At 72.3% G+C, this 19,189-nt stretch carries 16 protein-coding genes; 10 read left to right on the top strand and 6 right to left on the bottom strand.

Annotation, left to right across the window (positions count from 1 at the left end; genetic code table 11):
- Window positions 1–286: 286 nt before the first annotated feature.
- Window positions 287–2,074 (bottom strand): glyoxylate carboligase, encoded by a 1,788-nt coding sequence (gene gcl, locus ABZY33_RS28160; RefSeq protein WP_356494496.1) that lies wholly within the window; start codon window positions 2,072–2,074, stop codon window positions 287–289.
- A 188-nt stretch (window positions 2,075–2,262) separates the two neighbouring features.
- Here gcl and ABZY33_RS28155 point away from each other — a divergent pair, with 188 nt between their 5' ends.
- On the top strand, window positions 2,263–3,003 hold the full coding sequence (locus ABZY33_RS28155; protein ID WP_356494495.1) for a hypothetical protein: 741 nt from the start codon (window positions 2,263–2,265) through the stop codon (window positions 3,001–3,003).
- A 42-nt stretch (window positions 3,004–3,045) separates the two neighbouring features.
- Window positions 3,046–3,552, top strand: coding sequence for a GNAT family N-acetyltransferase (locus tag ABZY33_RS28150; RefSeq protein ID WP_356494494.1), 507 nt, complete (start codon window positions 3,046–3,048; stop codon window positions 3,550–3,552).
- Between the two features lie 24 nt (window positions 3,553–3,576).
- Here the strand turns inward: ABZY33_RS28150 and ABZY33_RS28145 are convergent, their stop codons facing one another.
- The gene (locus ABZY33_RS28145; RefSeq protein ID WP_356494493.1) at window positions 3,577–5,190 is read right to left on the bottom strand and encodes an AMP-binding protein; all 1,614 of its coding nucleotides are present in this window, start codon (window positions 5,188–5,190) and stop codon (window positions 3,577–3,579) included.
- On the bottom strand, window positions 5,187–6,872 hold the full coding sequence (locus tag ABZY33_RS28140) for an AMP-binding protein (RefSeq protein ID WP_356494492.1): 1,686 nt from the start codon (window positions 6,870–6,872) through the stop codon (window positions 5,187–5,189). The genes ABZY33_RS28145 and ABZY33_RS28140 overlap by 4 nt, the downstream gene beginning before the upstream one ends.
- Before the next feature lie 148 nt (window positions 6,873–7,020).
- Between ABZY33_RS28140 and ABZY33_RS28135 the strand changes: the two genes are divergently transcribed.
- Window positions 7,021–7,857, top strand: a complete 837-nt coding sequence (locus ABZY33_RS28135; protein ID WP_356494491.1) for a LuxR C-terminal-related transcriptional regulator — start codon at window positions 7,021–7,023, stop codon at window positions 7,855–7,857.
- A 126-nt stretch (window positions 7,858–7,983) separates the two neighbouring features.
- Window positions 7,984–8,628 (top strand): LysE family translocator, encoded by a 645-nt coding sequence (locus ABZY33_RS28130; RefSeq protein ID WP_356494490.1) that lies wholly within the window; start codon window positions 7,984–7,986, stop codon window positions 8,626–8,628.
- Between the two features lie 52 nt (window positions 8,629–8,680).
- Here ABZY33_RS28130 and ABZY33_RS28125 read toward each other — a convergent pair whose 3' ends face one another.
- Window positions 8,681–9,787, bottom strand: a complete 1,107-nt coding sequence (locus tag ABZY33_RS28125) for a winged helix DNA-binding domain-containing protein (protein WP_356494489.1) — start codon at window positions 9,785–9,787, stop codon at window positions 8,681–8,683.
- A gap of 111 nt (window positions 9,788–9,898) precedes the next feature.
- Between ABZY33_RS28125 and ABZY33_RS28120 the strand changes: the two genes are divergently transcribed.
- Complete coding sequence (locus tag ABZY33_RS28120) at window positions 9,899–11,062, top strand: magnesium and cobalt transport protein CorA (RefSeq protein ID WP_356494488.1); 1,164 nt, start codon at window positions 9,899–9,901, stop codon at window positions 11,060–11,062.
- Between the two features lie 41 nt (window positions 11,063–11,103).
- On the opposite strand, the gene ABZY33_RS28115 is transcribed toward ABZY33_RS28120, so the two are convergent.
- Window positions 11,104–11,856, bottom strand: coding sequence for a sulfite exporter TauE/SafE family protein (locus ABZY33_RS28115; protein ID WP_356494487.1), 753 nt, complete (start codon window positions 11,854–11,856; stop codon window positions 11,104–11,106).
- Window positions 11,857–12,043: 187 nt separating this feature from the next.
- Between ABZY33_RS28115 and ABZY33_RS28110 the strand changes: the two genes are divergently transcribed.
- Entirely contained in the window at window positions 12,044–14,005 is a 1,962-nt protein-coding gene (locus tag ABZY33_RS28110) for a protein kinase (protein ID WP_356494486.1), read from the top strand.
- A 22-nt stretch (window positions 14,006–14,027) separates the two neighbouring features.
- Here the strand turns inward: ABZY33_RS28110 and ABZY33_RS28105 are convergent, their stop codons facing one another.
- Entirely contained in the window at window positions 14,028–14,972 is a 945-nt protein-coding gene (locus tag ABZY33_RS28105) for a zinc-binding dehydrogenase (protein ID WP_356494485.1), read from the bottom strand.
- Window positions 14,973–15,202: 230 nt separating this feature from the next.
- On the opposite strand from ABZY33_RS28105, the gene ABZY33_RS28100 reads away from it, so the two are divergent.
- From ABZY33_RS28100 to ABZY33_RS28085, 4 genes are all read left to right on the top strand, one after another.
- On the top strand, window positions 15,203–16,882 hold the full coding sequence (locus ABZY33_RS28100) for a molybdopterin-dependent oxidoreductase (protein ID WP_356494484.1): 1,680 nt from the start codon (window positions 15,203–15,205) through the stop codon (window positions 16,880–16,882).
- Window positions 16,883–16,955: 73 nt separating this feature from the next.
- Complete coding sequence (locus ABZY33_RS28095; RefSeq protein WP_356494483.1) at window positions 16,956–17,705, top strand: anti-sigma factor; 750 nt, start codon at window positions 16,956–16,958, stop codon at window positions 17,703–17,705.
- Between the two features lie 112 nt (window positions 17,706–17,817).
- Window positions 17,818–18,468: a fasciclin domain-containing protein gene (locus ABZY33_RS28090; RefSeq protein WP_356494482.1), complete on the top strand. Its 651-nt coding sequence runs from the start codon at window positions 17,818–17,820 to the stop codon at window positions 18,466–18,468.
- 317 nt (window positions 18,469–18,785) lie between these two features.
- Window positions 18,786–19,049: a chaplin gene (locus tag ABZY33_RS28085; protein ID WP_356494481.1), complete on the top strand. Its 264-nt coding sequence runs from the start codon at window positions 18,786–18,788 to the stop codon at window positions 19,047–19,049.
- Window positions 19,050–19,189: the final 140 nt, after the last annotated feature.

Raw genomic sequence — 19,189 nt, 5'->3', positions numbered from 1 at the left:
AAAAGCGCACTGCGTGCGCTCCCCGCATTTCGTCCGCGGCCCGGTGGGGCTTCTCGCGCAGTTCCCCGCGCCCCTGAGAGGCGCACTGCGTGCGCCATCTCATGGGCGACCATGGGGCTGTGGCGGAGCCGCATGCTCCAGGGGCGCGGGGAACTGCGCGACCAGCCACGACGGTGCGGTACCCGGCAACGCGTCCCCGGGTGGCACAGCCACAGCGCGGGCAGACACAAAAGGGCGGGCCCACCTGGTGTTCGACCAGGTGGGCCCGCCCTAGAGTCGCGCGGGGTCAGACCTTGAGGGGCCGGATCGCGGTCGGCGCGTGCCCCGGCTCCGTCGCCAGCTCCTCGAACTCCTTGACCGCGCTGATGTCAGCCGTCGGGCTCATCGAGATGTTGGTGATGCGCTCCAGGATCGCCTCGACGACGACCGGCACCTGGTGGTCCTGGGCGAGCTTCTTGGCCCGCTCCAGGGCCTCGCCCAGCTCGTTCGGGTCGGTGACCCGGATCGCCTTGCAGCCGAGCCCCTCGGCGACCTTGACGTGGTCGACGCCGTAGACGCCCAGCTCGGGGCTGTTCTGGTTCTCGAACTCCAGGTTGACCTGGAAGTTGATGTCCAGGCCGATCTGGGCCTGGCGGATCAGCCCCAGGTAGGCGTTGTTGACCAGGACGTGCACGTACGGGATGCGGTGCTGCGCCCCGACCGCCAGCTCCTCGATCATGAACTGGAAGTCGTAGTCGCCGGAGAGGGCCACGACCTGCGTGTCCGGGTCGGCCTTGGCGGCGCCGAGCGCGGCCGGGATCGTCCAGCCGAGCGGCCCGGCCTGGCCGCAGTTGATCCAGTGGCGCGGCTTGTAGACGTGGAGCATCTGCGCGCCGGCGATCTGCGACAGCCCGATCGTGGTGACGTACCGGGTGTCCTTGCCGAACGCCTTGTTCATCTCCTCGTAGACGCGCTGCGGCTTCATGGGGATGTCGTCGAAGTGCGTACGGCGCTGGAGGGTCTCCTTGCGCTCCAGGTGAGAGGCGACCCAGGCGGAGCGGTCGGGGAGCTTGCCCGCGGCCTTGAGTTCGCGGGCGACCTCGACGAACAGCTTCAGGGCCGCGCCGGCGTCCGAGGCGATCCCGTAGTCCGGCGCGAAGATCTTGCCGATCTGGGTGGGCTCGATGTCGACGTGGACGAACGTGCGGCCCTGGGTGTAGACGTCGAGCTTGTACCCGGTGTGACGGTTGGCCCAGCGGTTGCCGATGCCGAGGACGAAGTCCGACTCCAGGAACGTGGCGTTGCCGTAGCGGTGGCCGGTCTGCTGGCCGACCATGCCCGCGTTCAGGTCGTGGTCGTCGGGGATGGTGCCCCAGCCCATCAGGGTGGGCACGACCGGGGTGTTGGTGAGCTCGGCGAACTCGACGAGCAGGTCGGAGGCGTCCGCGTTGATGATGCCGCCGCCCGCGACGATCAGCGGCCGCTCGGAGGCCAGGAGGAAGCCGATGGCCTTCTCGATCTGGGCGCGGGTCGCGGCCGGCTTGTAGACCGGCAGCGGCTCGTACGTGTCGGGGTCGAACTCGATCTCCGTCTGCTGGACGTCGATCGGCAGGTCGATGAGGACCGGCCCGGGACGGCCCGAGCGCATCAGGTGGAAGGCCTGCTGGAACACGCCGGGGACCTGCGCGGCCTCCAGGACCGTGACCGCCATCTTCGCGACCGGCTTGGCGATCGAGGCGATGTCGACGGCCTGGAAGTCCTCCTTGTGCAGGAGGTGGCTCGGCGCCTGGCCGGTGATGCACAGGATCGGGATCGAGTCGCCGATGGCGGAGTACAGGCCCGTGATCATGTCGGTGCCGGCCGGGCCGGAGGTCCCGATGCAGACACCGATGTTGCCCGGGTTGGCCCGGGTGTAGCCCTCGGCCATGTGCGAGGCGCCCTCGACATGGCGGGCGAGCGTGTGGTCGATGCCACCGCTCTCCTTGAGCTCCTTGTAGAAGGGGTTGATGGCGGCACCGGGCACGCCGAACGCGTTGCTGACGCCTTCGCGCTTGAGGATCTCAACGGCCGCGCGGGCGGCGGTCATTCGAGCCATGAGGTGCTCCCGACTTCTGCAGTGACTGAGTACGTCTGGGTCCGGCGGTCGGATTCGCGCTCCCGTCGCGCCCCGCGGCGAGCTCTGAAGTCCGTCCCCTCCGCATTCGTGATTCCGTAATGCGGAAAGTTTGTTCTGCTATATGGAAGCAATGTAGAGGGGGGTCTCCGAGGCCGTCAAGGTGGATGATGAGAACGACGAAGAACCGGAACCGCGGAGCCCGAGGGGGGTGCGCCATCGCCGAGCCTGTACGCGTCCGGTGTCCGGCCTGCCGGCGCGAGCATCTCTACGCGCCCGCGGTGCTGCCCTGCGCCTGCGGCGCCCCGGTCGCTCCCCCGCTGCGGCGCGGCGCCGCAGCCGAGGCCGTCAGCGCGCGCACCTGGGCCGACGACTGGGTCACCCTGCGCTGCCCGATGTGCGGCCGCCGCGACCGCTGGCCGCACCCGGAGCTGGGCTGTGACTGCGGCACCGTGCTGCGCGTCCCGGTCCACAGCGACCAGGCCCCGGCGCCCGCCCACATACCGCTGCCGCGGACGGCACCCACCCCGCGACCCGCGTTCCAGCCGGTCGCCATCCGCACCGCGCGCGACGCGGTGACCGCCGTGGCGCTCTATCTGCGCTGGCTCGGCTACCGGGACGTGCGCCGCGCCGACCAGCGCCCCTCCTCCGGCATCGGCCTCGCGGCGCAGGGCGTCATCGCCCAGGTCGAACCCTCGGTCCGGCCCGCCACCGTCCGCGACGTGGAGTGCCTGTGGCTCCAGGCCATGACGGAGTCGGCGGCCGCCGTCTTCTTCTCCCTCGCGGGGTACGCGGACCCGGCCCGCACCCGCGCGGACGAACTGGGCGTCCCGCTCTTCGTCCTGGACCTCGCCGGGGTGCCGCAGCCGTTGAACAGCCCGGCCGACGAGCTGATCGCGAGCGGCGCCTGATCCGCTCTCCCGCCCGGGCGGCCGCGCCGCGATACTGGCCCGATGATGCTTCGTAGCGCCACGGCGGCCGAACTGCCCCGCCTCCAGGACATCGAGGTCGCGGCCGGGACCGCCTTCCGCGCGCTCGGCATGGACGCTGTCGCCGACGACGAGCCGCCCGCCCTGGCGGAGCTGGAGGGTTTCCGGCGCGCCGGGTACGCCTGGGTCGCCGCCGCCGAGGACGGGACCGTCCTCGGCTACCTCATCGGCCTGCCGGTCGACGGCGCCTTCCACATCGAGCAGGTCACCGTGGATCCGGCCGCCGCGCGGCGCGGCATCGGCCGGGCCCTGCTGGCACACGCCGCGGAGCAGGCGCGCGCGGCGGGGCTGGCCGGGCTCACCCTGACCACCTTCGCCGACGTGCCGTGGAACGCCCCCTATTACGAGCGGCTCGGTTTCCGCCGGATCGACGCACGCGCACTCACGCCCGGTCTGCGCGCCGTCCGGGCGGCGGAGGCGGCGCACGGACTCGACCGGTGGCCGCGCGTCTGCATGCGCCGGGAGCTGTGACGCCGCCGGCGGCAGCGGGGCCCGCTACGACTCCCCGTACCCCTCCCGGAGTTCGATCTTGCGGACCTTGCCGCTGACCGTCATGGGGAACGCGTCGAGGATGCGCAGCCGCGTCGGCACCTTGTAGTGCGCGAGCCGGTCACGGCAGAAGGCGCGCAGCTCGTCGAGGGTGAGGCCCCCGGCCGCGTCCCGCAGGATCACGCAGGCCAGGACCTCTTCGCCGTACTTCTCGTGCGGTACGCCGACCACCTGCACGTCGGCGATGGCCGGGTGCCCGTACAGGAACTCCTCGATCTCGCGCGGGTAGACGTTCTCGCCGCCGCGGATGATCATGTCCTTGATGCGGCCGACGATCTGCGCGTAGCCGTCCTCGCGCAGCACCGCGAGGTCGCCGGTGTGCATCCAGCGCCCGGCGTCGACGGCCTCGGCGGTCCGCTCGGGCTCGCCCCAGTAGCCGAGCATCACGCTGTAGCCGCGGGTGCACAGCTCGCCGGGTTCACTGCGCGGCACCGTGACGCCGGTGGCCGGGTCGACGACCTTGACCTCGATGTGCGGCAGGACGCGGCCGACGGTGCCGGTGCGGCGTTCCAGGTCGTCGTCGCGGCGGGTCTGGAGCGAGACGGGTGAGGTCTCCGTCATGCCGTAGCAGATGGAGACCTCGGCCATGTGCATCTCGGCGACGACCCGCTTCATCACCTCGGCGGGGCACGGGGAGCCCGCCATGATGCCGGTGCGCAGGGAGGAGAGGTCGTAGGAGGCGAAGCCGGGCAGGTTCAGCTCGGCGATGAACATCGTCGGGACGCCGTACAGGGAGGTGCACCGCTCCTCCTGGACGGCGCGCAGGGTCGCGGCCGGTTCGAAGGACGGTGCCGGGATGACGATGCAGGCGCCGTGGGAGGTGGCGCCCAGATTTCCCATGACCATGCCGAAGCAGTGGTAGAAGGGGACAGGCAGGCAGACCCGGTCCTGCTCGGTGTAGGCGACCGTCTCACCCACCCAGTAACCGTTGTTGAGGATGTTGTGGTGGGAGAGCGTGGCGCCCTTGGGGAAGCCGGTGGTGCCGGACGTGTACTGGATGTTGATGGGGTCGTCGCACGACAACTGCGCTTCGCGATCGGCCAGTTGTGCCGCGGTGACGCCCGCTCCGCCCGCGACGAGCGCGTCCCAGCTCGGCTCCCCGATGAACACCCGCTCGCGCAACTGCGGGCAGTCGGGGCTCACTTGGCGTACGAGTTCGCGGAAGTCCGTGCCTTTGTGGCCCGGGGACGCGATCAGCACCGAGGTGCCGGACTGCTTCAGGACGTACGCCAGCTCGTGGGCGCGGTACGCCGGGTTGATGTTGACCATGATCGCGCCGATGCGGGCGGTGGCGTACTGGACGAGGACCCACTCGGGGCAGTTGGTGGCCCAGATGCCGACGCGGTCCCCCTTGGCGACCCCGGCGGAGAGCAGCCCGCGCGCCAGCTCCGCGACGTCCGCGCCGAATCGCGCGTAGGTCCAGCGCCGTCCGCTCGGCACGTCGACGAGCGCGTCCCGCCGCGGCCACGCCTCGACGGCCCGCCGCAGGTTGGAGCCGATGGTGTCGCCGAGGAGCGGCCGGGGGTCGGTGCCGTGGGCGTAGGACGGCTCGGTGGTCATCGGAAGTCCTCCTCGCGGTACTCGTCGGTGGAGCCCTGCGCCGTGCGCTCGCGCAGCACGATGCGGCGGATCTTCCCGGAGACGGTCTTGGGCAGTTCGGCGAACTCGATGCGGCGCAGCCTCTTGTACGGGGCGAGGACCGCGCGGGAGTGCTCGAAGAGCAGCTTGGCGGCGTCCGGGCCGGGTTCGAACCCCTCGGCCAGCACGACGTACGCCTTCGGGACGGAGAGCCGCAGCGTGTCCGGCGCGGGCACCACCGCCGCCTCGGCGACGGCCTCGTGCTCCAGCAGGGCGCTCTCCAGCTCGAAGGGGCTGATCTTGTAGTCGCTGGCCTTGAAGACGTCGTCGGAGCGGCCCACGTAGGTGAGGTAGCCGTCGGCGTCCCGCGCGCCGATGTCGCCGGTGCGGTAGTAGCCGCCCGCCATCGCCTCGGCGGTGCGCTCCGGGTCACCGTGGTAGCCGACCATCAGGCCGACGGGGTGCGCCGAGAGATCGAGGCTGATCTCACCCTCGTCCGCGCCCGGTTCGCCGGTGACGGGGTCGAGCAGCTCGACCTTGAAACCGGGGCTTGGACGGCCCATGGAGCCCGGCTTGAGGCGCTGACCGGGGCTGTTGGCGACCTGCACGGCCGTCTCGGTCTGCCCGAAACCGTCCCGGACGGTGCGCCCCCAGGCCCGCTCGACCTGCTCGATGACCTCGGGGTTGAGCGGCTCGCCCGCGGCGACGACCTCGCGTGGCGGGGTGGCGAGGTCGGTGAGGTCGGCCTGGATGAGCATGCGCCACACGGTGGGCGGCGCGCAGAACGACGTGACGCCCGCGCGGTCCATCACCGCCATCAGACGGCGCGCGTCGAAGCGCGTGTAGTTGTAGAGGAAGACGGTCGCCTCCGCGTTCCACGGCGCGAAGAAGTTCGACCAGGCGTGCTTGGCCCAGCCGGGCGAGGAGATGTTCAGGTGCACGTCGCCGGGGCGCAGGCCGATCCAGAACATCGTCGCCAAGTGCCCTACGGGGTAGGAGACATGGGTGTGCTCGACGAGCTTGGGGCGGGCCGTCGTACCGGACGTGAAGTACAGCAGCAGCGGGTCGTCGGCGAGGGTGACACCGTCGGGCTCGAAGGTGTCCGGCGCGCCCGCGGCGTTTTCGTAGGCGAGCCACCCCTCGGCCGGGGCCGGCGCGCCGACGACGATCCGCGTGTACTCCCCCGCCACCTCGGCGAACTTCCCGGTGTCCTCCGGGCGCACGACGACGTGCCGGGCGCGGCCGCGCTCGATGCGGTCGGTGAGGTCGGCGGGGCCGAGCAGCGGCGTGGTGGGGATGACGACGGCGCGCAGCTTCATCACGGCGAGCATCACCTCCCACAGCTCGACCTGGTTGCCGAGCATCAGCAGGACGCGGTCGCCGGGGCGCACGCCCTGGGCGCGCAGCCAGGAGGCGACCTGGTTCGAGCGGCGGCGCAGCGTGTCGAAGGAGAAGACGCCCTCCGCGCCGTCCTCCTCGACGATGTGCAGGGCGGTCTTCTCGTTGCCGTCGGCGATCACGTCGAACCAGTCGAGCGCCCAGTTGAACCGGTCCGGCCGGGGCCAGGCGAAACCCTCGTACGCCGTCTCGTAGTCCTCGGCGTGCCGCAGCAGGAAGTCACGGGCCGTGCGGAACTGCTGCGTGGGGCCGTTCGCCGTCGTCATCTGCGCTCCTCGCGCTCCTGGGGTCTTCCGTCGGCCCGCGTCGGCGCGGGCCGTGTCATACGCGACCGTCTCTGCCATCGTGTAGGGCGTGACGCGGGTCTCACCACCCCCGAACGGGGGTGACCGGAGCACGGTGAGGAGATCGAGGGTGACGGCAGAAGCCGCCGAGGCGGTCGAGATGCGCGCGGCGCTGGTGCGGCTGCGCCGGGGCACGGGGCTGCCGGTGGCGTTCGGCGGCCTCACCCCGACCACGGGCCAGGTACGGATCGCCGAGCTGAGCGGCGCGGCGACGCACGCGCTGCGCGGCCTCGCGGTCGCCGCGGGCAACGGCCTGGGCGGCAAGGCCCTCAGCCTCGCCCGGGCCTGCGCGGTCACCGACTACCAGGACTCGCGCCACATCAGCCACGAGTACGACGCCGCCGTCGCGGCCGAGGGGCTGCGCTCGGTCCTCGCGGTCCCGGTCGTCGTACGCCGCCGGGTGCGGGGCGTGCTGTACGGGGCGCTGCGCGCGGCCCAGCCGCTCGGCGACCGGGTGCTGACCGCGGCGGTGATGGCAGCCCGCGACGTGGAGCACGCGCTGGTGGTACGGGACGAGGCCCGGACGCTGCTGGCGGCGGCGAGCGCCCCCGTGGCCGGGCCCGGCGGGGCGTGGCAGGAGGTCCGCGAGGTGCACGGCGCGCTGCGGGCGCTCGCCCCGAAGATCGTCGACCCGGCGCTGCGGGCCGAGCTCCTCGCGGTCTGCGGCCGCCTGGCCTCGGCGTCGGCGCCGCCCGGGGCCGGGGAGGTGCCGGTGACGCTCGCGCCGCGCGAAGTGGACGTCCTCGCGTGCGTGGCGGCGGGGGCGACGAACGCGGCGGCGGCGGAGCGGCTTGGGCTGCGCCCGGAGACCGTCAAGGGGTATCTGCGCGCCGCGATGCGCAAGCTCGGGGCGCATACGCGGGGGGAGGCGGTGGCCGCGGCGCGGCGGGCGGGGGTGTTGCCGTAGGTGCCGTAGGTCGTCGTCTGCGCGGACGGGGTTCCTGTGGGGGACGCCGGTTGTCAGTGATGTCGGACTGTCAGTGATGCCGGTTGTCAGTGGGATGGTCTTCAATGAAGGGCGGGGGTGAGGCGCATGGTGTCGACGGACCGGATCCTGGCGTTCGCGGCGATGTCGTTGCTGGTGATCGTGATCCCGGGGCCGAGCGTGCTGTTCGTGATCGGCCGGGCGCTCGCGCACGGGCGGCGCACGGCGGTGGCGACGGCGCTCGGCAATGTGGTGGGTTCGTATGTGCTCGTGGTGGCCGTGGCACTTGGCATAGGCGCCCTGGTGGCGCGTTCGGCGGAGCTGTTCGTCGCGGTGAAGCTGGCGGGGGCCGCGTACCTGATCTATCTGGGCATCCAGGCGTTCCGCCACCGGCACGCCATGAAGGCGGCGGACCTCAGCGCTCCGGTGGGCGCGGCCCGCGGTGACCTGCGTACCGTGCTCGACGGGGTGCTGGTGGGTGTGACGAACCCGAAGGGCATCGTGTTCTTCGCCGCGGTGCTGCCGCAGTTCGTGGACCACGCCGCGGGCCGGCTGCCCGCGCAGATGCTCCTGCTGGGCCTCGTGCCGATCTCGATCGGCCTTGTGACGGACACGCTGTGGGGGCTGACGGCGTCGGCGGCGCGCTCCTGGTTCGCGCGCTCGGACCGGCGGTTGTCGCTGATCGGCGGGACGGGCGGGTTCGCGCTGATAGGACTCGGGGTGACGGTGGCGGCGACGGGGCGGGCGGACTGAGCCCTGTCAGCGCGAACCCGCGAACCCGCCCGTGCCGGGTGCCCGCCACGGCCTACTTCCGTACGGCCCCGAAGTCGACGGAGACCGGGCCGGGTGCTTCCAGGACGGCGGCGGTGCGCTCCGCCTCGGCGACCAGTTCCTCGCGCTCGGTGCGGCCGAGCGTCCCGAAGGGTTCCAGGGTGAGGAGGCTGCCGTCGGGGCGGTCCTCCTGTAGGGACCACAGTCCGGCCAGCATGCCGTCCACGAGGAAGGTCGCGTGAGCCACGTTCCCCTGCCAGGCGCGCCCGCGGTCGCTCTCGCGCACCACGCGGGTGCGGTCGGCGTGGGAGAGCAGCAGGTTGTCGAACTGTCCGAGGAGCCGCGGGGGCGCCGGCACGTCCGCGTCGGGGCGGGGCGCGTCGGGCAGGTCGAACAGCTCGGCGCCGTGCTCGTCGCGGCAGGTCACGAGCCGGGGCCGCAGCCGCTCGAAGACCTCCTTGGTGCGGGTGAGCCCCGCCCACTGCTGGAAGTCCTTGACGGAGGCGGGGCCGAAGGCGCCGAGATAGCGCAGGACGGTGGCGTCGGCGGCGGACGCCGTGCCGGGAGCGGTCCGGCCCAGCCAGTGCTCGGCGGTGGTGAGCCGTACCCCGCCGCTGCGGCGCCACAGGCCACGCGGGGTGGCCTGGACGAGGGGCAGCGCGCAGCGCGCGGCGGTCGACAGGGACTGCGGGTCGGCGCCGGGCCACTCCTTCAGGAGCAGTTCGCGCAGTTCCTTCGGGGTGCGCGGCCGCGCCTCGACGGACGCGCGCGTCAGGGCGCGGAGCCGGTCGAGGTCCACGCCCGTGAGCCCTTTGCGGAACATGTTCAGCTCCCGTTCGCGCGCGGGCTGCACGAGGGGGCGCAGGGTCAGGCAGTCCTCGGCGGTGTGCAGATGGATCGTGGAGCGCAGGGTGACGAGGCGGGCCACGGCCCGCTGTTCCAGGGCGCCGGAGAGCGCGGCGGGGGTGAAGCCGTCGAGCCGGGCGGCGAGTGCGACGTACGGCGGCCGGACCTCCTGCGCCTGGAGCCCGACGAGGTGGGCGACGGCGTCGGTCGCGCCCATCGGGGCCCGGCGCAGCAGCAGTTGGCGCTCCAGGGTGGCGCGGTTCAGGGCGCGGGCGGTCATCGGCTTCGTCGTCATAGGGGGACGGTAGCGGCCGTCACGGCCGGCGGTTGTCCTGCATGCCGGTGCGCGGAGGCGACACCTTCGCTGGTTACGCTGCCCGGGACCCGACGGCGGAAGGAGGCGGCGATGCCGCGACGGCAGGAGCGAGGCGGCCGGGACCGGCGCGGCGGAACGCGCCGCTACACCTGGCGGCGGGGCGCGGCACCGGCCCCGCCGGCCGAACCGCCCGCGGCGACCGTTTCCGACGCGGCGCCCGAGCAGGAGCCGGCGGACAGCGTCGTCCACACGGCGCTGTACCGGGACGGCGTGCGGGTGGCGAGCCCCGGGACGCTCACGGACACGTTCCGGCAGCTGCACGAGCACCCGCGGACCGTGGCGTGGATCGGTCTGGCCCGCCCGACGGAGGGTGAACTGAAGTCCCTGGCGGCCGAGTTCGACCTGCACCAGCTGGCGGTGGAGGACGCGCTTGAGGCGCACCAGCGCCCGAAGCTGGAGCGCTACGGCGAGACCCTCTTCGTCGTCCTGCGCGCGGCCCGCTACCTGGACGCGTCCGAGGAGGTCGACTTCGGCGAGCTGCACGTCTTCGTCGGCGCGGACTTCGTCATCACGGTGCGGCACGGCGCCGCCCCCGACCTCTCGGCGGTGCGCCACCGCATGGAGGCCAGCCCCGACCTGCTGGGCCTGGGCGCGGAGGCCATCCTGTACGCGATCCTCGACGCGGTCGTGGACGGGTACGCCCCGGTCGTCGACGGGGTCCAGAACGACATCGACGAGATCGAGACGGAGGTCTTCTCCGGCGCCCCCGAGGTCTCCCGCCGCATCTACGAACTCTCCCGCGAAATGGTGGAGTTCCAGCGCGCCACCCGCCCCCTGGTCGGCATGCTGCACGCCCTCATGGCGGGCTTCACGAAATACGGTACGGACGAGGAACTCCAGCGCTACCTGCGCGACGTCGCCGACCACGTCACGCACACCAGCGAACGCGTCGACGGCTTCCGCCAGGCCCTCACGGACATCCTCACGGTGAACGCGACGCTGGTGACGCAGCAGCAGAACGCGGAGATGCGGGCGTTGGCGGAGGCGGGATTCGAACAGAACGAGGAGATCAAGAAGATCTCGTCGTGGGCGGCCATTCTGTTTGCTCCCACACTCGTAGGAACTATCTACGGCATGAACTTCGACGAGATGCCGGAGTTGCACTGGGCGTTCGGGTACCCGTTCGCGATCGGGCTGATGGCAGTGGTGTGCGTGAGCCTGTACTTCATCTTCAAGCGGCGGGACTGGCTGTAGCCCGCCCCTGCGTAAAGCGCCCAGGCCGGGACGGACGGGGGTCACAGCTCCAGCACCCCCTTCAGCAACGTCGTCACCCCACCCCCCAGCGCCAGTGCCAGTACCAGAGTCCGTGCCCGGGTCTCCGGGGTGCGGTCCGCGAGGGCACGGCCGATCAGCATCCCGGCCGCCATCGCGACGGTGACGCCCACCCCTTGGGCGCCGCTCAGCCGCGGCACGCCGTTCGCCCAGACCGAGAAGATGTTGACGAACAGACCGTAGAGCTGGGCGTTGGGCACGAACTCCCGTACGGTCCACCCGGCGTTGAGGGCGTACAGGGAAACAGGTGGACCGCCCACCCCCGCCGCGGCGTTCATGAAGCCGCCTGCCGCACCCGCGCCGACAGCCCCCGCGCGCCCTCGCAGGGCCGGGGCACGCACGCCTCGCAGGATCAGCAGCACGGCCGCCGTCACCAGGCCGCCCATCACGATCAGCAGCACCGGTTCCGGCAGGTGCCGTGTCGTCCACGCGCCGAGCGGGACCGTGCACACCGACGCCATGCAGAGCGGCACCATCGCGGCCCACCGCACCTCACGCCGGCCGCGCGTCAGACCGACCGCGCAGATCACGCCGGACGCGCAGTTCGCGAGGACCACCCCCTGGGCGGGGCCCAGGAGCAGGATCAGGCCGGGCACGGCCACCAGCGCGAACCCCATGCCGGTCAACCACTGCACGCAGGAGCCGAGCAACACGATCGCCGCCAGCCAGAGCAGACCGGTCGTCACTGTTCTCCGCCTCTCCCCCGCAGGGCGCATCTTGTACTCGGCACGAGGAAGGCTCTGCCCAGCCGGCGCCCATCCAGTACCGCCGATCCCGTTCAAGTGAGCGTGGTGGGCGGGTCCGTACGAAGTCCGGTGAAGGCGATCACCGCCCAGCACGGGCTGGGTACACTCCGTCACCTGACAGGGCCGGTCGGCTACGGGGGCGAGGGGGGTGGTGCGGGTGACGCCGGAAGCCGGGGACAAGATCGACGGCCGTTATCTCTTGCAGGAGCCCATCGGCCGGGGCGGGATGGGTGTCGTCTGGCTGGCCTGGGACGAACGGCTCGAACGGCGGGTGGCGGTCAAGTGCGCACGGCTGGACGACGCCCGGGCCGCGCGCCGGCTCATGGGCGAGGCGCGCAACGCCGGGCGGCTGCACCATCCGAACATCGTGGGCGTCTTCGACTTCGTCGACGAGGGTGCCACCTGCTGGATCATCATGGAGTACGTCCCCTCGCGCAGCCTCGCCCAGATCGTGACGGAGAGCGGGCTGCTCACCCCTGAGAAAGCCGGGTCGATCGGCTGCCAGATCGCGGCCGCGCTGGCGAAGTCCCACAACGAGGGTGTGGTGCACGGCGATGTGACGCCGGAGAACATCCTCGTGACCGACGAGGGCATCGCGCGACTGACCGACTTCGGGATCTCCCGGGCCCTGTGGAGCGACGTCACGCAGAGCGCGACGGGCAGTGTGCGCGGCAAACCCCGCTACCTGGCCCCGGAGATCGCCAGGGGGCTGCGGGCGGGCGAGAAGTCCGACGTGTTCTCCCTGGGCGCCTCCCTGTTCGCGGCGGTCGAGGGCCAGTCTCCGTACGGGGAGGCCGAGCACCCGATGGCGTATCTGGCCCGGGCCATCGAGGGGCACATCGAGCCCATGCGCCGGGCCGGCCCGCTGGAGGGGCCGCTCACCGCGCTCCTGGAGGTGGAGACCGAGAACCGCCCCGACGCCGCCGGGGCGCAGCAGCTGCTGACGCGCGCGGCGCCGCCGCCTCCGCACATCCAGGAGCAGTTGCACGACGGCCAGACCCAGGACCTCGCGTCCCGCACGCTGCGGCTGGGCCGACTCGCGCGCCCACTGAGGGACTTCACGCCGTTCACGCTCCAGCCGGCCCGGCCCGCCTACCGGCGCCGTCGCCCGGTGTTGGTCACGGTGGTGGCGCTGGCCGTGGCGGGCGCGCTCGCAGCCGGGCTCGTCCTCCTGGTCCCGTGGGGCGGAAAGCGTGCGGGGGGCGGGGACGACGCGAGGGGCCGCGCCGGCGTGGCCGACGCGAAACCGTCGGCCGCGGCGCGGGCCGGCACCGTCGGCGACGAGCGAACCGCGGACCCCTGCGGGCTGGTCAGCGCGGCGTCACTGAGCCGCTTCGGCGCCACCGCCCTGGACCCCGACTACGGGGAGGCCGACCGGTGCGACGTCCTCGTACGCAACAAGAGCGGTGACGACACCGCGGATGTCCAGGTCAATCTCGACGCGGACCGGGACGAGTTCAGCGATGTCCTCTCCACCCGCCTGGTCGGCGACCTCACGGTCGTCACCCTCAAGCGGGACGGCAGAGCCTGCGACCGGGCCATCCTGACCGCCGACGGCAAGCAGGTCCGCGTCATGGGCGAACAGCTCAACAAGGCGGCGCCCGACCCGTGCCCCATGGCCGACGCCGCCACCGACCACGCGGTCGACGTGCTGGCCGAGGGCCCGGTGCCCCGGCGTCCGGCACCGGCCAAGGACTCCCTGGTCCGGCTCGACACCTGCACGCTGCTCGACGCCACCGACCTCGCGCGGGTCCGGGGCGTCGAGGCGGACAACCGGGACCGCGGTTTCGGTTCCTGGGACTGCGACTGGTCGAGCGACGACGGCAGCCGCGCGGTCGAGATCCAGCTGAGCCGGGACAACGCGCTGGACGCCGACGACGGGACACCCGTGGAGGTCGCCGGCACGAGGAGCTACTTCATCGCGGACGAGGCCGAGGACGACAGCTGCACCGTACGCACTCCGCACCGCACCTACACGGACGCGGTCGGCGAGCGCACGACCGAACTCTTCCAACTGACCGTGTACGCCCCAGAACCGACCGAGCGACTGTGCGCCACCGCCACGAAGATCGCCGCCGACGTCGTGGGGAACATCGCGAAACGTCTGCCGGCGCCCTGATACGGCCGTGGTGGCGGCGTGGTCACATGGTGACCGCGAGCGCACCCGACACGGACCCTTCGGTACGGGCGCGGACTGCCTCCGCGAGGCCGGTGAAGGGGAACGTCGTGGTGTTCAGCCGCAGGCGCCCGTCGCCGAGTTCGTCCAGCAGGCCGCGGAAGACGTCGTCGGGCACCTGGCGGCGGACCATGTTCACCGGCGCGAGCGTGACGTCCCGGGCCAGCAGGGCAGGCAGATCGACGCTCAGGGTCGGGCCGGCTACGTAGCCGATCAGCACGGCGCGGCCGCCGGGCCGCATCGCGGCCAGGAAGGCGGGGACGGTGTCGCCGCCGACGGTGTCCACCAGGACATCGATGCCTCCCTGGGCGCCGGCCGCGGCCAGGACCCCGGGGCCCTGGCCGACGAGGATCTCGTCCGCGCCGCCGGGCACGACGGCGGCCGCGGACTCGGTGCGGACGGACGCGAGGACGTGCGCCCCGGCCCGCGCGGCGAGCTGGACGGTCAGGGAGCCCACGCCGCCGGCGGCGCCCGTGACCAGGACCCGGTCGCCCGGCCGGATCCGGCCGACCGGACCGACGGCGGCCCAGCCGGTGGTCATCGGCGAGTAGCAGGTGGCCGCCACCGCGGCGCTGACCGTCTCGGGCACGGTACGCACGCCCGCGAGGGGGACGGCGACCTGCTCGGCCCAGGTGCCGGGCCGTTCCAGGCCGATGCCCGCGCCGCGGACCAGGACCCGCCGGCCCACGAGATCAGCGCCCTGGACCACCCTGCCGACGCCCGCCGTGCCGGGAGTGAAGGGAAGAGCGGGCCGATAGGCGAACGACCCGGAGGCGAGCGTGAGATCCAGATGCGTGACAGCCGCCGCTTCCATGCGCACCAGCACCTCGCCGGACGGCGCCTGGTCCGGTAGCGGCGTCTCCTCCAGGTCGGGGGCGGTGTTCCACTGCTTCAAACGTGCGGCGATCATGCCGGAACCTCCCTCTGACGCCCGGTGGACACGGCGGCTCGGCGAGCCGCGCAACCGGGGCGAACCCAGGAGACCCGTCGTGCCTGGCCCTCGGCAACTACACCGGCAGGCGCAGGTAGGCCGCGCACGCAAGTACCTGATGCCGAGGCCCCCGCGTTGCGCGCAGCCGCACGTGGCGCCGATCGGGTGAGGGGACCAATCCGTTCGCGTGGCCGGAACGGATTGCCGTCATGGACTCCGACGCACGACACACGCCGCCGCGGGGCGTGCCCCGCCTGTCATTGGGTGCGCTGAGCGGGCTGCTCGCCGGTTACGCGGCCATCGCCCTGGCCGAACTCGTCTCAGCGGCCGTCCGCCCCGAGGCCGGTCCGGTCATCGCGGTCGGCGGCGCGGCCATCGACCGGACCCCGCCGGCGGTCAAGGACTGGGCCATCCGGCACTTCGGCACCGACGACAAGCTCGTGCTCCAGCTCGGGATCCTCGCGGTACTCACCCTGCTGGCCCTCGTTCTGGGCATGCTGGCCACCCGGTGGCGGCGGACCGGCGCGCTCGGTGTCCTGGCCTTCGGCGTGGTCGGGGCGCTGGCCGCCACGAGCCGGCCCGACTCGACCAGCATCACGGACGCCTTCCCCTCCGTCGTGGGCGCCGTCGCCGGCTCCGGCTTGCTCTACTGGCTGACCGGACGGCTGGGACCGCACCCTGGGACAGGCCACGCTCCGGAGAGCGCGGTGAGCGATACCCCGGACACCGCTGACGCCGCCGCCCCCGCACAGACAGGGAGGCTGCCCGCCCACCCCGACGACGTGCGGAGCGACAACGGATGGGATCGGCGCGGTTTCCTCCTCGCCGCCACCGCGGCGGCCGCCGCCTCCACCGGCGCGGGCCTCGCCGGACGCACCCTGACCGGCTCCCAAGGACAGAACGCCGTCGCGTCCCGCAAGGACATCGTGCTGCCCGCCCCCTCCTCGGCGGCCGCCCCCGTCCCGAAGGGCGCCGCACTGCGCATCGCCGGAATCAGCCCTTTCATGACCCCCAACAGCGACTTCTACCGCGTCGACACCGCTCTCGTAGTGCCCAAGGTCGACGCCACCTCCTGGCGACTGCACATCCACGGCAAGGGCGTCTCACGCGAGCGCACCCTGTCCTTCGGCGACCTGCTGAAGATGCCGCTCATCGAGCGCGACATCACCCTGACCTGCGTCTCGAACGAGGTCGGCGGCCCCTACGCCGGCAACGCCCGCTGGATCGGTGTCCGCCTGGCCGACCTGCTCCGGCAGTGCGGAGTGCGACCCCCCTCGAAGGGCGGCCCCGCCGACCAACTCGTAGCGCGCTCGGTGGACGGCATGACCATCGGCAGCCCCGTCGAAGACGTCATGGACGGCCGCGACGCACTGCTCGCCGTCGGTATGAACGGACAACCGCTCCCCTTCGAGCACGGCTTCCCCGTCCGCATGCTGGTGCCCGGCCTCTACGGCTACGTATCGGCCTGCAAATGGATCCAGGACATCGAGCTGACCACGTTCGACTCCTATGACTCCTACTGGGTCAAGCGGGACTGGGCGCAGCGCGCGCCCATCAAAACCGAGTCCCGCATCGACACCCCCAAGCCGTTCGGCCGCCCGAAGTCCGGCACGGTCATGGTCGCCGGAGTGGCCTGGGCGCAGCACCGCGGCATCGACAAGGTCGAGGTACGCGTCGACGACGGACCCTGGCAGGAGGCCAGGCTGGCCGCGGAGGACACCCGTGACACCTGGCGCCAGTGGTCGTACGCGTGGCAGGCCACGAAAGGCGGGCACACGCTGACCGTCCGGGCCACCGACCGCGACGGCCGCGCCCAGACGGACAAGCGCACCCCGACGATCCCCGACGGCGCGTCCGGCTGGCACTCCGTCGTGGTCACCGTCGACTAGGGCCTGTCTTCGGTGGACGGCCGGGTCCCGCGTCTGTGTGAGTGGGCACGACCAAGACGTTGGGGGTGACCGCATGAGCGTCACAGCGGATCTGCACACGCTGACCGGTGCCTACGCGCTCGACGCGTTGGACGCGCGGGAACGCGACCGGTTCGAGAGACACTTGGCGCGGTGTGCGTCCTGCGATCAAGAAGTGCTTGAGCTGTCCGCGACCGCGGCGCGGCTGGGACACGCCGTCTCGGTACCGGCGCCCGCCCGCCTCAAGGCGCAGGTCCTGGACCGGACAGCGAGGATGCGGCAGGGGTCCCTTGTCGACCGGGTGACCGCACTGTCACGTCGCGTCCTGTGCGGGCGGGCCGCGGCGTGGGCTCTCGCTTCCTGTGTCGTCGGCATGGCCGCGCTCGGTGGTGCGACGCTCTGGCAGCACGAGCAGGCCGGCGCGGCCCGCCAGGTGGTGCGGGCCGGGCGGGAGCGGGGTGAGCAGGTCGCCGCCGTGCTCGGCGCGCCGGACGCCGCAGTGGTCACGGCGGCTGTGGGCCAGGAGGCGCGCGGGGCCGTCGTCGTCTCACGCGCCCGCGGTCAGGCGGTCTTCACCTCCGCCGGCCTGGCGAAGCCGCCGCCCGGCACGGTGTATCAACTGTGGTTCGCCGACGGCGGGCGGATGCGCCCGGCCGGTCTGATGGCTCCCGCCCGCACTGACCAGAGTGTCCTGATGAGCGGCGCCGTCGGCAGCGCGTCCGCGGTGACCGTCACGCTGGAACCGGCCGGAGGGTCGCCACAGCCCACCACCCGGCCTCTGGCGGTGCTACGACTGCCCGCCTGATCCGCTGGGCCGTCACTTCTTCACGGGAGGGACCAATCCGCGGTGTCGAGCGCGCCGTATTCCCGGTGAGGAAGGCAGAGCGCCTTCACCGTTCTGATCACTGAGGATCGTCATGCAGACTCGAGTCCGTCGTGTTGCCGTCACCGTCGCCGCCGCCGCCATGCTCCCCATCGCCCTGACCGCCTGCTCCGACAGCGACTCCAAGGACAAGGCGTCCGACAGTACTTCGGCGGCGGCGTCGAAGGGCTCGGACATGGCCGGCCCGTCGGACGACATGGGGACCAGCAGCGAGCCGTTCGGCCCCGCCTGTTCCTCGGTGCCCAAGGACGGAGCGGGCTCCTTCGACGGCATGGCGAAGGACCCCGTCGCCACCGCCGCCTCCCACAACCCGGCACTGTCCACGCTCGTCACGGCGGTGAAGAAGGCCGGACTCGTCGACACGCTCAACAACGCCCAGAACATCACGGTGTTCGCCCCGACGAACGACGCGTTCGCGAAGATCCCCAAGGCCGACCTTGACAAGGTCCTCAACGACAAGGCCCAGCTCACCAAGATCCTCACCTACCACGTCGTGGGCAAGAAGCTCGCGCCCAAGGACCTGGCGAAGGGCTCCTTCGACACTCTGGAGAAGTCCACGGTCACCACGGCCGGCTCCGGCGAGTCCTACAAGGTCAACGACAGCGCCGACGTGGTCTGCGGCAACGTGAAGACGGCCAACGCCAACGTCTACATCATCGACTCCGTCCTGATGCCCAAGAGCTGACCCCCTCCGGGCCGTGCCGCTGTCCGGACCAGTGGCGGCGGCGCCCCCGAGCACCTCTTCGGCCCCGCGCAGAAGTGAGCACCTCTCACTCATGCTCGGGGCCGCAGGTGTCCCCGGCACACGCGTACCGGGGCCCCAGAACAGCTTCCGCACCGCAGGTAAACCGAAAGCCCGTACGGCCGTTGAGCCATGCGGGGGAATCAGGGCCTGCGACCCAAGCCGGGCGGGGCACCGGTACGGATTGCGGGTGAGGGAGCATCCCGCTCCTCGCACCGCCCGTCAGGGCGCGTGCCGGTCAGGCAAGTGAAGGAAGTGTCATGTCTCGTCTGTTGAAGAGTGCGGCCGTCATGATCGCGATCAGTGGTGCGGTCGTCGCGGGTGCGGGCGCCGCCTCGGCCGACAGCGGCGCGCAAGGAGCGGCGGTCAACTCGCCCGGCGTGCTGTCGGGCAACGTCGTCCAGGTTCCCGTCCACATCCCGGTCAACGCCTGCGGGAACACGGTCGACGTGATCGGCCTGCTGAACCCCGCGTTCGGAAACGGCTGCGCCAACGGCGCCCATCACTGGGGCATGGGGAAGTAGCCCCACCGCGCGGCGCTGCGACACCGTGACGCGAGTGGGGGGGGGGGGGGGGCGGCGCCCCGCCCCCCCCCCCCCCCCCGCCCCCCCCCCCCGCGCGCCGGGATGTGCGGTGGTAGTCGCCCCCCACCCCCCCCGGGGGT

It is taken from the genome of Streptomyces sp. NPDC006552, assembly GCF_040611655.1.
In the GTDB taxonomy this organism is placed as follows: domain Bacteria; phylum Actinomycetota; class Actinomycetes; order Streptomycetales; family Streptomycetaceae; genus Streptomyces.
Note: the sequence above shows the minus strand (reverse complement) of the source record. Positions and strands in the feature narration are given on the sequence as shown.

What these genes read in the sequence shown, in the direction of transcription:
- gcl (WP_356494496.1), bottom strand. Translation starts at nt 2,074, where the DNA reads ATGGCTCGAATGACCGCCGCCCGCGCGGCCGTTGAGATCCTCAAGCGC.
- ABZY33_RS28155 (WP_356494495.1), top strand. Translation starts at nt 2,263, where the DNA reads ATGAGAACGACGAAGAACCGGAACCGCGGAGCCCGAGGGGGGTGCGCC.
- ABZY33_RS28150 (WP_356494494.1), top strand. Translation starts at nt 3,046, where the DNA reads ATGATGCTTCGTAGCGCCACGGCGGCCGAACTGCCCCGCCTCCAGGAC.
- ABZY33_RS28145 (WP_356494493.1), bottom strand. Translation starts at nt 5,190, where the DNA reads ATGACCACCGAGCCGTCCTACGCCCACGGCACCGACCCCCGGCCGCTC.
- ABZY33_RS28140 (WP_356494492.1), bottom strand. Translation starts at nt 6,872, where the DNA reads ATGACGACGGCGAACGGCCCCACGCAGCAGTTCCGCACGGCCCGTGAC.
- ABZY33_RS28130 (WP_356494490.1), top strand. Translation starts at nt 7,984, where the DNA reads ATGGTGTCGACGGACCGGATCCTGGCGTTCGCGGCGATGTCGTTGCTG.
- ABZY33_RS28125 (WP_356494489.1), bottom strand. Translation starts at nt 9,787, where the DNA reads ATGACGACGAAGCCGATGACCGCCCGCGCCCTGAACCGCGCCACCCTG.
- ABZY33_RS28120 (WP_356494488.1), top strand. Translation starts at nt 9,899, where the DNA reads ATGCCGCGACGGCAGGAGCGAGGCGGCCGGGACCGGCGCGGCGGAACG.
- ABZY33_RS28115 (WP_356494487.1), bottom strand. Translation starts at nt 11,856, where the DNA reads ATGCGCCCTGCGGGGGAGAGGCGGAGAACAGTGACGACCGGTCTGCTC.
- ABZY33_RS28105 (WP_356494485.1), bottom strand. Translation starts at nt 14,972, where the DNA reads ATGATCGCCGCACGTTTGAAGCAGTGGAACACCGCCCCCGACCTGGAG.
- ABZY33_RS28100 (WP_356494484.1), top strand. Translation starts at nt 15,203, where the DNA reads ATGGACTCCGACGCACGACACACGCCGCCGCGGGGCGTGCCCCGCCTG.
- ABZY33_RS28095 (WP_356494483.1), top strand. Translation starts at nt 16,956, where the DNA reads ATGAGCGTCACAGCGGATCTGCACACGCTGACCGGTGCCTACGCGCTC.
- ABZY33_RS28090 (WP_356494482.1), top strand. Translation starts at nt 17,818, where the DNA reads ATGCAGACTCGAGTCCGTCGTGTTGCCGTCACCGTCGCCGCCGCCGCC.
- ABZY33_RS28085 (WP_356494481.1), top strand. Translation starts at nt 18,786, where the DNA reads ATGTCTCGTCTGTTGAAGAGTGCGGCCGTCATGATCGCGATCAGTGGT.